The sequence below is a fragment of the Bacillus sp. 3G2 genome, from assembly GCF_044324725.1.
Taxonomy (GTDB): Bacteria; Bacillota; Bacilli; order Bacillales; family Bacillaceae_G; genus Bacillus_A; species Bacillus_A mobilis.
In genome coordinates this window covers 1,446,564-1,459,535 of sequence record NZ_CP172246.1, presented here as the reverse complement: position 1 = coordinate 1,459,535, position 12,972 = coordinate 1,446,564, and the positions used below count along the sequence as shown (strand labels likewise).

The 12,972-nt window shown below is 37.0% G+C and carries 10 protein-coding genes; 8 read left to right on the top strand and 2 right to left on the bottom strand.

Annotation, left to right across the window (positions count from 1 at the left end):
• Positions 1 to 124 precede the first annotated feature (124 nt).
• The 3 genes from ACHZK0_RS07480 to ACHZK0_RS07470 all read left to right on the top strand — a co-directional run bounded on the left by ACHZK0_RS07480 (position 125) and on the right by ACHZK0_RS07470 (position 2,889).
• Complete coding sequence (locus ACHZK0_RS07480; RefSeq protein ID WP_270342160.1) at positions 125 to 1,936, top strand: sensor histidine kinase; 1,812 nt, start codon at positions 125 to 127, stop codon at positions 1,934 to 1,936.
• 107 nt (positions 1,937 to 2,043) lie between these two features.
• The gene (locus ACHZK0_RS07475) at positions 2,044 to 2,574 is read left to right on the top strand and encodes a tyrosine-type recombinase/integrase (protein ID WP_000806236.1); all 531 of its coding nucleotides are present in this window, start codon (positions 2,044 to 2,046) and stop codon (positions 2,572 to 2,574) included.
• Between the two features lie 120 nt (positions 2,575 to 2,694).
• Positions 2,695 to 2,889: a DUF3924 domain-containing protein gene (locus tag ACHZK0_RS07470; protein WP_001094861.1), complete on the top strand. Its 195-nt coding sequence runs from the start codon at positions 2,695 to 2,697 to the stop codon at positions 2,887 to 2,889.
• Positions 2,890 to 3,182: 293 nt separating this feature from the next.
• Here ACHZK0_RS07470 and ACHZK0_RS07465 read toward each other — a convergent pair whose 3' ends face one another.
• Complete coding sequence (locus ACHZK0_RS07465) at positions 3,183 to 4,028, bottom strand: DUF72 domain-containing protein (protein WP_395761383.1); 846 nt, start codon at positions 4,026 to 4,028, stop codon at positions 3,183 to 3,185.
• A 160-nt stretch (positions 4,029 to 4,188) separates the two neighbouring features.
• Here ACHZK0_RS07465 and ACHZK0_RS07460 point away from each other — a divergent pair, with 160 nt between their 5' ends.
• The 3 genes from ACHZK0_RS07460 (at position 4,189) to ACHZK0_RS07450 (ending at position 8,870) form a co-directional block, all read left to right on the top strand.
• Positions 4,189 to 5,460 carry an ATP-binding protein gene (locus ACHZK0_RS07460; protein WP_262740735.1) on the top strand — a complete coding sequence of 424 codons (1,272 nt, stop codon included), beginning with the start codon at positions 4,189 to 4,191 and terminating at the stop codon, positions 5,458 to 5,460.
• A gap of 241 nt (positions 5,461 to 5,701) precedes the next feature.
• Positions 5,702 to 8,230 carry a Gly-Xaa-Xaa repeat protein gene (locus ACHZK0_RS07455; protein ID WP_395761382.1) on the top strand — a complete coding sequence of 843 codons (2,529 nt, stop codon included), beginning with the start codon at positions 5,702 to 5,704 and terminating at the stop codon, positions 8,228 to 8,230.
• Between the two features lie 211 nt (positions 8,231 to 8,441).
• The gene (locus ACHZK0_RS07450) at positions 8,442 to 8,870 is read left to right on the top strand and encodes a hypothetical protein (protein ID WP_097820183.1); all 429 of its coding nucleotides are present in this window, start codon (positions 8,442 to 8,444) and stop codon (positions 8,868 to 8,870) included.
• A gap of 95 nt (positions 8,871 to 8,965) precedes the next feature.
• On the opposite strand, the gene ACHZK0_RS07445 is transcribed toward ACHZK0_RS07450, so the two are convergent.
• Entirely contained in the window at positions 8,966 to 11,008 is a 2,043-nt protein-coding gene (locus ACHZK0_RS07445; RefSeq protein ID WP_097820184.1) for a transglycosylase domain-containing protein, read from the bottom strand.
• Between the two features lie 312 nt (positions 11,009 to 11,320).
• Between ACHZK0_RS07445 and ACHZK0_RS07440 the strand changes: the two genes are divergently transcribed.
• Together ACHZK0_RS07440 and ACHZK0_RS07435 are read left to right on the top strand one after the other, a co-directional pair.
• A complete protein-coding gene (locus ACHZK0_RS07440) occupies positions 11,321 to 11,941 on the top strand; it encodes a DUF47 domain-containing protein (protein ID WP_000231446.1) in 621 nt (206 codons plus the stop codon).
• A gap of 11 nt (positions 11,942 to 11,952) precedes the next feature.
• Positions 11,953 to 12,951, top strand: a complete 999-nt coding sequence (locus ACHZK0_RS07435) for an inorganic phosphate transporter (protein WP_061680306.1) — start codon at positions 11,953 to 11,955, stop codon at positions 12,949 to 12,951.
• Positions 12,952 to 12,972 lie beyond the last annotated feature (21 nt).

Here is a 12,972-nt window from a genome sequence, read left to right as displayed (position 1 = left end):
TTCTTTTTATGTGACCTTTTATAAAAAACTACTTTCGGAAGAGACAGATTTTCTCCTCTACTTTTTTGTAACGTTTGTTATAATAAAGAAATCATTTACAGTATTTCTCACAAGAGGTGACGCAGTGAAAAACAGAAGTATCGTCTTTAAACTATTTTTATTAACATCAACATTATTTACAATCATATTCCTCCTTTTTTTTCTAGGACAATCTCTATTTTTAGAGAAATTTTATATTAATAAAAAGGTAAAAACCGTTCAAACTGCTTTCGAGAAGTTCGTAGATAATTACGAAAAAAGTGGTAAAACTTATGAAGAAATTCGAAAACTAAAACAAGAATTTCATGATAAAACAAATGCCGAAATGCAGTTTTTAAATACGAACGGCATTATTAAAAGCGACAATAATTTTTACATTGATGTAATTAACCCTAAAAATAATAAAGCATATTCCATTCCACTCAATAATCTTTTAACGCCCGAAGAATATAATAAATTCGAAAACTTAGGATTGAAAAAAGATGGGGTGATAAACGTCGTCGGTTTTGTACAAGATTCCGCCATAACACCAATAGAATTGACGACAAACTATAATCGATGGCAAAACGAATATATCAACTCAGATTTCCAATCCATTAATGGCAACCCTGCTAAAAATAGACTTACAAGTCGATCCAAAACTGTAACTCAAATTGAGTTTACTGGTATTGTATCTAAGTTACAGCTTCCATCCAAAGCTGATGTTCGTCTTGCAAATGATCTTGAAACATTACAAGCCGTTCAATATTTTGCAGAAATTATTAGAGATGGCACTACTAGCCCACAGCAATTGAGCCATTTCCTACTAGATAGCGGAGAAAATATAAAGAATAGTATCTTTGTAAAACCTATTATGGAAGATGGAAAGATTAAAGAATACGCTTTTGCGGTAGCATCCTTGCAACCTGTTAATGAAGCAATGCTTGTTTTAAAGGATTATTATGTCTATGCCTTAATCATCGTATTTCTCGTAATTATTTTGTTATCCTTCTACTACTCAAAAATCATTGTGAAACCATTAATTAAAATGAATCGTGTTACAAAAAAAATGGCCAATTTTGATTTTAGCGAGAAATTACCTGTGACAGCAGACGATGAAATTGGTGGGCTTTCCGGCAGTATTAATACGCTATCTGTAAACTTAAAAGACCGAATCGATCGATTAAATGTTGCCAATACAAAATTACAACAAGATATTGAACGGGAACGTCAATTAGAGAAAACGCGAAAAGAATTCATTTCTGGTGTATCACACGAATTAAAAACACCACTCAGTGTAATTAGAAGTTTCGCGGAAGGAATTAAAGATGGCGTTAGTAAAGATACGACGTATTACACAGATGTTATTTTAGAAGAAACAGAAAACATGAACAGACTTATTGTTGAAATGTTAGAATTAGCAAAATTAGAATCAGGTACGTACAAACTAGATATGACGACATTCTCAATCGGTGAATTAATTCAACAAGTCTATACAAAGTTATTATTTAGCATGGAAGAAAAGCATTTACAAGTGAGCATAGATGTAGATTCTTCTATATTTGTGAAAGCGAATCGTAGTCGTATTGAGCAAGTGGTTGTGAACTTACTTAGCAATGCCATTCGCTATACGCCAGACGGAGAAAAAATACAAGTCTCTGTTATAGCAATGGAAGATACAGTAAAAGTTGAAATCGAAAACACAGGAAACCCTATCCCAGAAGACAGCCTTGAAAAAATTTGGGATCGTTTCTACCGTTTAGATGCATCTCGTAGCCGTCATACTGGTGGTACTGGTCTCGGATTATCTATTGTAAAAAACATTTTAGACCTCCACCATGCCGAATACGGTGTATATAACACGACTAATAGTGTTGTATTCTACTTTAATTTACAAAAAGTAAAAGAAGTCAAATAATTTGTCTTAATTTCACTAGGAGTTCACATGAAATTCACACTCTCCCTTTATAGTAAGAAACAAGTTAATCCTTTCCTTTACACACATAAAAGAGGAGAGTGCGTGAAATGAAACAAGCAGGACAACCTATTCAAAATGAAAAACAATTAGAAACTATCAAAAATATACTTTTACAATCTTCGAAACGTGATGGCTTATTATTCGTATTAGCTGTAAATTCTGGCTTAAAAGTAAGTGAAATCTTACAATTAAAAGTTAGTGATGTAATCGATGAAAATGAAAATGTTCGCCATTCCATTTTATTTTACAATGAAAAAGTAAAGAAACATAAATGGTTTGCTGTAAATGAAGACTTACAGCACGCGATCGAAGACTACATGAAAGAACGTAAAACTTGGAAACGTAATGAACCATTATTAAAGTCTCAAAAAGGAACAAAATCTATTACGAGACAACATGCATGGTACATTTTAAACAAAGCTGCAAAAGAAGTTGGATTAGAAGGGATTAGCTCACATACACTTCGAAAAACTTGGGGATATTGTGCATACAAATCTGGTGTTGATATCGCATTTTTACAACACTTCTTTGATCATAGTACTCCATCAAAAACTTTAAAGTATATTGGTATTGCTTAATAACTCTTATACATAAAAAAGGTTACCATTTTATAAATGGTAACCTTTTTTATGTTTCACACTCTCTTTTCTTGTCTCTCCTATATTGTAGTGGTACTCTAATAATAAGGGGGAGAAATTATGAACACATTAACAATTGAATTACCGAAAGAAACGGCTGAAAAACTTGATTTATTAAAACAAGCTTATGAAAAGAAAACAGGTGCTTCCATTTCTGAGAGTACTCTTGTTCAAACACTTATCTCAAAAGAGTTTATCCAAGCGATAACTCCTTTTGATTTACAACAATTCGTTACTGGAAAAGAACAGCATTAATTGCTGTTCTTTTTTTGATACTTTATCAAGAGATCACTAGAATCTCCCCAAAAAACTTCTTTGCCTCAGCCTAACTTTTTATCAGGAATCTTCCTACCCGTTACTGTCTCATAAAAGTTTTTTATTTATTTTTCGGAAAACTATTGACAATGATAATGATAACCATTATCATTTATTACGAAGCCAACAATTGATGAATCAACCAAACGCTCAGTAACATTGTTACCCCTCTTTTTCATATAGAAAGGCACTGTACATTCCCCCTGTTTGTACAGTGCCTTTCTTGTTTATTATCATTCAAACAAATTTAATTGCTCAGGCTTCGGCTCACCATATGTAATGTTCATCATTTTCATAAATTGTTTCGCATTATCCGCTGCATCTCCGCCCGAATTATTGTTAAATAGTACATATATGCCCTTTGTCTTCTTTTTCAATTGCTCTAGTCTTTCTACCCATTCTTCTAATTCTTTATTGTTGTAGCGATATAAGCAACGAACCGCTCTCCAATTTTCCCCTTTATCCAGCCAGCCATGAACATTTCGACCATGAAAACGTATTAACACCATCTCTGCATTCGTTACTTCTAAAACGAGCGGTACCGAACCTATCCCCGCCTGTGGCTCGTCACAAATTGTATGAATCCATTTCTCCTGTTCCAAAAACCGTAAAGTCTTATCTCTCATTTCTGGATAAAACCATGTTTGATTTCGAAATTCTATGGCACACGGCAAACCTTCCATTTTCTCTTTCGTATATCGAAGAAAATCTACATTTTTCTTTTTACAATCAAACCATGGTGGATATTGAAATAAAATCGTTTTTAATTTATTAGCTTCTATTAAAGGAAGAATAGATTGTTTATACACATCAAACATCTCGTCGAACGTAGAAAACGGAATTTCACCTTTCATATGTCCCGTCATCCCTTGATATGCTTTTACGACAAAAGAAAAATCTTTCGGTGTCTCCGTTGCCCATTTTGTATAGTTTCGCGCAGGTTGCATTGCATAAAATGAACTATCCACTTCCACAATAGGAAAATGCTCACTATATGTTCGTAATTTATTTCTATTTTCATAGGGATCTATATATAAAGAATCATGATCTCCCCACCCTGTCACTCCAATGAAAAGCAAATATATCCCTCCCTTTTTAACTTCACCTTCTATCCATTCTACTCAATTCCCGAACACTTCGACTAATCAATTTCATTAAGTAGCCCCTTCTTTAAGAATATCCGTATAAAAATATGATATACTAGATGGAAGAATTTTTAAATTGAGGGGTTATTTATTTATGCTTCCAAACGATGATATTGTATCTCATGAAAAACGAATAGAAGAATTAGAAAATAAAGTACGTTTTTATGAAGAACTTGTGAATCAATTACCACATCATTTCACATACAAAAATCCACATATTGGTTTACAAATAAAGAAAACGAGAACGACTCATTCTATACAACACATACAAAAAGTACATAAAGAGGATGAGTTTCAGCTTACTTGCGATTCATTATTTTTATTTGAGCAACTTGAAACATACTTTGTTCATATTTTCGATGCTTTTTCACATCATGTCACCTTTGTTGATAGTAAAGGAAATATAACTTTATGTAATCAAGCTGCAGCAGATGATTTTGGTGTAGTACGAAATGATATAATCGGAAAACCAATTCAACAATTATTAAAATTGCCAGAAGAAAAAATTAAAGCTCTTGAAACATTAAGAACGGGAACAGAATTATATAATGAAGAAGTTTTAGACAAAAACTATGGCATATTAAATAACCGAATTATTCGTGATTATAACGGAGAGATATTTAGAGTTATTAGTGTCTTTCATTATTTAAACACAGAACGTGATGCAGAGAAATTTTCGTTAGCAGGGCGAATTGCAGCTGGGATTGCACATGAAGTACGTAATCCTCTTACAACCGTACGGGGTTACTTACAATTTTTACAAGAAAGTGTTTCTCCATCTAATAAAGAATTATTTGAAAACTTACTCATTCCTGAACTAGACCGCGCAAATAGTATTATTACAAAATTTTTAGCTATTTCAAAAACACGCGAATTTACAAGAGAACCGTTTCCTATTAACACATTTTTACGTGAATATATTCAACAGTTACTAGCTAGTGAAGTCTTTTTACATAACATTTCAATTGATTATAATTTTTCTACCGAATTGGATGATGTATTAGTCAATATTGATCGTCATGAACTTGTGCAAGTTTTTTTAAACCTATTTCAGAATGCTGTCGATGCTCAAGGCGAAGAAAAACTTTCTATCCAAATTACTAGTTATCGCCTAGATAATTTTGTTCGTATTACTTTCACTGATAATGGAATTGGTATTTCACCAGCCATTCAAGAATATATCTTTGATCCATTCTTCTCAACAAAAGATTCGGGCACAGGACTGGGCTTGTCAGTAACGAAGAAAATTATTCAAAATCATAACGGTACATTAAAAATGACCAGTAATCAATATGGTACAACTTTCACTATTTCAATTCCAATTTTACCTAAAACAACTCTTGAAAGATTAAATGAATACAAATGAGGTACTCCTCCACAAAAAGCATGCCAATTGCTATATACTCCTAGCAATTGGCATGCTTTTTTATATTGAACTAATCTTTTTTTAGTTCTATAAATCTTTCTCCATAACTTAATTGTTTTCGCTTAGTAGGCAAACTTCTTATTTTTTTAGAAATAGTAGTTTGTCCATCACGAATTTAGTTTAAATTTCATTTTAATATATAGTAACGACTATTGATTCTATGAAAGAAAGGAATGAAAAGATGAACAATAAAAACAAAGGAAAAGTATTTTATGGTAATGATTGTTGCGAAGTCAGAGCTTGTAGTTATATTAACATCTCTAAGTCCGAACTTACAGAATTCGTTAGACTTCTTCAAGCTCTTGGTCAAGCTATTCAAGCTGTCTTTCAAAACCCTTCGCAACATAATATCGATAACTTGATTGTTGTCCTAAATAACCTACAAAAATTCCTCAATTGCTTAGATTTATCTCCAGCACAAAAACAAATTGGAAATTCTATCATTGCTAATCTATTAACTATTTTAACGACAAAACCTTTTTCATGCGGAGCATTATATGTTGAGCTACAAAGCCTGCTTAATTATTTATTGTATATCGCTAAATTATTCAAAGTAGATTGCTGTACGATCGACAAACTAGTTAAACTCATTTCAGAAATCCAAGCTATCTTAGTTCAATACGGATCAGGCTGCCTTGGAGGAGGGGCAACAGGTGCTACGGGAGCTACGGGAGCTACCGGGCCTCAAGGTGCTACTGGACCTCAAGGACCAGCTGGCGCTCAAGGTGCTACTGGGCCTCAAGGACCGGCTGGCGCTCAAGGCGCTACTGGACCTCAAGGACCTCAAGGCACTCAGGGGCCAGCTGGTGCTCAAGGCGCTACTGGACCTCAAGGACCTCAAGGTATTCAAGGACCAGCTGGTGCTCAAGGCGCTACTGGACCTCAAGGTGCTCAAGGACCAGCCGGCACTCAAGGTGCTACTGGTGCTCAAGGACCAGCTGGCGCTCAAGGTGCTACTGGTGCTCAAGGACCGGCTGGCGCTCAAGGTGCTACTGGTGCTCAAGGACCGGTAGGCGCTCAAGGTGCTACTGGACCTCAAGGACCTCAAGGTATTCAAGGACCGGCGGGTGCTCAAGGTGCTACTGGTGCTCAAGGACCAGCTGGCGCTCAAGGTGCTACTGGTGCTCAAGGACCAGCTGGCGCTCAAGGTGCTACTGGTGCTCAAGGACCGGCTGGCGCTCAAGGTGCTACTGGTGCTCAAGGACCGGCTGGCGCTCAAGGTGCTACTGGTGCTCAAGGACCGGCTGGCGCTCAAGGTGCTACTGGTGCTCAAGGACCAGCGGGTGCTCAAGGTGCTACCGGTGCTCAGGGACCAGCCGGCGCTCAAGGTGCTACTGGTGCTCAAGGACCTCAAGGTATTCAAGGACCGGCGGGTGCTCAAGGTGCTACTGGACCTCAAGGTGCTCAAGGACCAGCCGGCGCTCAAGGTGCTACTGGTGCTCAAGGGCCTCAAGGTGTTCAAGGACCAGTGGGTGCTCAAGGTGCTACTGGACCTCAAGGACCAGCGGGTGCTCAAGGTGCTACCGGTGCTCAAGGACCGGCTGGCGCTCAAGGTGCTACTGGTGCTCAAGGACCGGCTGGCGCTCAAGGTGCTACTGGTGCTCAAGGACCAGCTGGCGCTCAAGGTGCTACTGGCGCGACAGGTGCTCAAGGACCAGCTGGCGCTCAAGGTGCTACTGGTGCTCAAGGACCAGCGGGTGCTCAAGGTGCTACTGGTGCTCAAGGACCAGCTGGTGCTCAAGGTGCTACTGGTGCTCAAGGGCCTCAAGGTGTTCAAGGACCAGTGGGTGCTCAAGGTGCTACTGGACCTCAAGGACCAGCTGGTGCTCAAGGTGCTACTGGTGCTCAAGGACCAGCGGGTGCTCAAGGTGCTACTGGTGCTCAAGGGCCAGCCGGCGCTCAAGGTGCTACTGGTGCTCAAGGACCAGCCGGCGCTCAAGGTGCTACTGGTGCTCAAGGACCTCAAGGTATTCAAGGGCCAGCTGGTACTCAAGGTGCTACTGGTGCTCAAGGACCTCAAGGTATTCAAGGACCAGCTGGTGCTACTGGTGCTACTGGTGCTCAAGGACCTCAAGGTATTCAAGGACCAGCTGGTGCTACAGGTGCTACTGGTGCTCAAGGATCAGCCGGCGCTCAAGGTGCTACTGGTGCTCAAGGACCAGCTGGCGCTCAAGGTGCTACTGGTGCTCAAGGATCAGCTGGCGCAACAGGTGCTACTGGTGCTCAAGGACCAGCCGGCGCTCAAGGTGCTACTGGTGCTCAAGGACCAGCTGGTGCTACTGGTGCTACTGGCGCGACAGGTGCATCGGGTACTCCAGTTCCTGTAACTACAGCTGTATTAGGAAACACAATTGCACAAACCGTATCACCGGGAAGCAATGTACAATTCAATGAAACATTTGAATTAACAAACATCTCCTTTAATGGTTCTGATACTTTAACGGTTTTAGAAACTGGTGTATATGATATTAGTTTCTCTGCATCTACAACTTTCCCAGGTTCTTCACCATTTGGCTTCGGTCTTTCATTTAACGGCCAACCACCTAGTCGTAATTTTTCAACTAACGTTATCGGTAGTGCGGTTGCTTTCTCTACAATCGTTACTTTACAAGCTGGTACAACAATTTCTGTACAACCTACAGCAAATACTATTTCTATTCCTAACACAGGCGAAACAACTGCTATACTTTCAGTCTTCCGAATTTACTAACCACAATTTCCAATCATTTTTGGAATGACTAAGCAAATTTATAAGTAATAGGTTTTTGACTGTCTATTAAATCTCTCTTTTAATAAAAAGGAGCACTTATTTGGGAGGATAAGTGCTCCTTCTTTACGTTTCTTTACCTCAAATTTACTCTACCTTAATCCTCATTTTGTATGATAAATAGTGAAGTCAAAGATATGAAAGAGGGATGAAAATGAGAGTTATGTCACTAATACGCATTTGGTTTGCTCTTATGGTATGCATTATTTTATGTGTAGGATTTTTTTTAACTCTAAAATATTCCACTATATCAAAAGCAGAGAGAAAAACCGTTCCATACAAACTTTTGTATACAAAACAAAGCAACATCCCTTATTCCAATGCAACAAATAATGAAAAAAAAGTTATAACAGGAATGCTTATTACGAAAGCTTCTAGTTCCGAAGCATTACTTCAAATTGCTGAAACGATTAAAGATCAGTATACAAATAAAAAAATCGATGAAATTACACTTTCTATCCACAATGAAAATAATGGTAATTACGAAGAAGAATTACCTTACGAACCTATTAGTAAAGGAAAAATAACCGTCACATACGATTCCGAATCCTTTGGCAGTACGAACATTATACTTAACGAATAGTAACTAGTAAGGAGAAAGGAGAATTTCAACCGTTTAAAGTTTCATTTTATTTTTCATACGAAAAAGAGGCGAATTTCGTTATTCGCCTCTTTCTTTTACCAAAATGAAGGGATCCATTCTTTCACTTTATCTATCCACTCTTGTTGCTCTTTTTTTCTTTGTTGTTCCTCTTCTTTCCTTCTCTTCTCTTCTTCTTTTCTTCGTTTTTCCTCTTCTATTGTAGTCAATTGTTTTTTATAATCAGCCTCAGATATGAGTGATAACTGGAATGCTTTTTGAGCTGGATTGGCATTCGCTTTTTTCATAATATCCCGGAACATTGTCGTCGTAATTTGACTTCCCCCCGGAACATAATGATCACTATCTGTTTTATCATACCCTACCCAAATCGCACCTACTAAATCTGGTGTGTATCCAACAAACCATGAATCCTTTGCACCGGTACTTGGTCCATTTACAATTTGAGTCGTTCCTGTCTTACCTGCCGTATCAACATTATTAACTTTCGCCTTTTCGCCCGTTCCCTTTTCGACAACACCTTTTAATAAATATGTCATCTTTTGAGCAATTTTCTCGCTTGTCACCCGTGTCTCTTTCTTATACCACTTTCCAATCGTTTCACCTTCAGCATTTTGTATCTCCCTAATCGCATGAGCTTCCACTTGAACACCGTCATTTGCAAATGTACTATAGGCTTGAGCCATTACAAATGGCGAGGTCCCAACATGCATCCCGCCTAAAGCAATCGGATATGTACGATCTTCTGGCACTAATGGAATACCAAAACGCTCTAAAGATTTCAATCCTTTATCCAATCCAATTTGCTCTAATAACCAAACAGCGGAAACATTGTACGACTTTGCCACAGCTTCATACATCGTCACATCACCGTGAAAAGTATGATCGCTATTTTGTGGTTTATATTCTTTAATATTAAATGGTTCATCTTTTAATATATCGTATACTTCATACCCTTGCTCTAACGCTGGTACATATACAGCCAGAGGCTTTAGAGTTGAGCCAGGTTGTCTTTTTAATTGGGTTGCATGGTTAAACTGTAAAAACTGATACGGTCCTCTACCTCCAACTAAAGCTGGTACACCACCTGTTTTTGGATTCATAAGAACTACACCCGTTTGCATAAGTTGGTCTGAGCCACTATCTTTGAAATAGCTATCATTATTCACAACGTCTTCTACAGCTTGTTGTTTTTTCGGATCAAGCTCTGTATAAATACGATAACCACCCGCTAAAATTTCATTTTGTGTTAATTCGTACTTGTCCATTGCTTCCCTGACAATATAGTCTACATATTGAGAGTATTTTCCCTTGTATTTATCATCAACACCACGTTTTAACACAAGACCGCTCTCTTTTTCTTTATTATATTGTTCGTCAGAAATATATCCTTGCTCTTTCATTAAACTTAAGACGACATTACGTCGTTCGATCGACTTATTAAAGTTTTTATAAGGTGAATAGGCAGACGGTGCTTTAATCAATCCAGCAATCGTTGCAGCTTCTGAAGCTGTTAAATCTTTTACATCTTTATCAAAATAAGATTTAGCTGCCCTTTTTATACCCCAAGCACCTTCACCAAAATAAATTTGGTTCATATACATTTCAATAATTTCATCTTTCGTATACGTACGCTCTATTTTTTTTGTTAAAAAATATTCCTTTATTTTTCGAGAGTATGTGCGGTCTTGGGTCAGAAATACATTTTTCGCAAGTTGTTGCGTAATTGTGCTTCCCCCTGCTACAACTTCTCCTGCTGTAATATTTTTAAAAACTGCACTTATAATTCCACTATAGTAAATACCGTGATGGTTAAAAAATTCCTTATCTTCTACTGCAACAATTGCCTGAACCATAATGTCAGGAATATCTTTCCTTTTAACACCTTCTGTTTTAGAGGAAGCTAATTTAGTCGCAACTTCATTATTTGCATCATAAATTAAGGTCGGTTGCGGAACAGCTTGTTTTAATTCAGATATGTCTTGAATGGAAATTATTATATTTATAGCAATAAATAGAGTAGCAAGTAAACTTCCTAATACAATTAATGAATTACGAAGTTTCTTCCTCTTATTGAACCACTCCTGCATTTTTTTTAAGTGAGTGTTCTTCAATTTCATTCGTTCACTTCCTTTGTTTGTTTACACTCTTCTTTTCAAAAGGAAGAATATACCTCCTTTTAAATTTATTATAATAACGTAGTCTTTCCTGTAGTGTAAAGCTTTTCTTTCACATTCATACTTTTTGCAGGAAAAGGACATTCTACAAGTAAGATATTCAATATTGATTATTAATATTATTAATACAACAATGAGAGTTATGTTAAGTTTTTGTAAACTTTTCGATAAAATGTTTTAAAAAACGACAGTTTTTTGTTAGAATTGATTAGCCAATATATTTTACATATATTACTTTTGTGGGGGTAACTAATAATGGTATTTAAATCAAAAAAAGATAAATTTTCTGAAATGTTAATGAATGTTTCCGAAAATTTAAAAGAAGGCGCGCAGTTTTTCGTGGAGTATAAAATTAAAAATGCTAGCGATTTAAAAGAGTTTTCTATGCGCATGAAAGAGTATGAGTCAAAAGGTGACTCATTTATTCACGAAATCATTATGGAGCTAAACAAAGCGTTTATTACTCCAATTGAACGTGAGGACATCCTACAACTTGCAATGAGTATGGATGATGTATTAGACGGATTAGATCATAGTGCTGGTCTATTCGAAATGTATTCTATTACAGAAGCTGATGAATACATGATTAAATTCGTTGAAGCAATTAATCAATGTGCGATTGAGATTGCAAATTCTGTTGAACTACTGTCTAAAAAGAAGTTAGTCGACATTCGTACGAACGCGATTAAGATTAAGGATTACGAATCACAATGTGATGATATTCGCCGTCATGCGATTAAGCACTTATTCTCTCGTGAGAAAGATCCGATTAAAATTATTCAATACAAAGAGATTTACGAAGAGCTTGAAGAAGTAGCGGATAGCTGTCAAAGCGTTGCAAACGTATTAGAAACAATTATTATGAAGAACGCGTAAGGAGTTTGATCATGGATACACTCTTGTTACTGACCGTTTTAGTAGTCATTTGCGCTTTAGCTTTTGACTTTATTAATGGATTTCACGATACAGCAAATGCTATTGCAACGGCTGTTTCAACGAAAGCTCTAAAGCCTAGACATGCAATTATTATGGCAGCTATTATGAATTTTTTAGGTGCGATGACATTTACAGGTGTAGCAAAAACGATTACAAAAGATATCGTTGATCCATTTGCCTTGCAAAATGGTTCTCTTGTAATTTTAGCTGCTTTACTTGCGGCAATAGCATGGAATTTGATCACTTGGTACTACGGTATTCCAAGTAGTTCTTCGCATGCAATCATTGGCTCAATCGCAGGTGCAGCTATCGCTGCGGCTGGTATTAGCTCATTAAATCTTAAAGGGTTCATAAAAATTCTTGAAGCTTTAATCATTTCACCGATTATCGCTTTTGTTATTGGTTATATCGTATACAGTATTTTTAAAGTAGTCTTTAAAAACTTTAATTTAACAAAGACGAACAAAAACTTCCGTATATTCCAGATTTTCACTGCTGCATTACAAGCTTATACACATGGTACAAATGATGCGCAAAAAGCAATGGGAATCATTACGATGGCTCTTATGGCTAATAGCTATCATACTTCTAGCGACATCCCGTTCTGGGTACAATTATCTTGTGCGATTGCAATGGGGCTTGGTACTTCTGTCGGTGGATGGAAAATTATTAAAACTGTCGGTGGACAAATTATGAAAATTCGTCCTGTAAATGGTGTAGCTGCCGATTTATCATCATCTCTTGTTATTTTCGGGGCAACATTCATTCACTTACCAGTTAGTACGACGCACGTTATCTCTTCTTCTATTTTAGGGGTTGGTGCTTCTCATCGTGTGAAAGGTGTAAAATGGGGAACTGCAAAACGCATGTTAATTACTTGGGTTATCACACTTCCTATTTCAGCTTCTTTAGCTGCTTTATTTTACTCTTTATTACACTTAATCTTTTAATCAAAAGTCGTCTTCCTTATT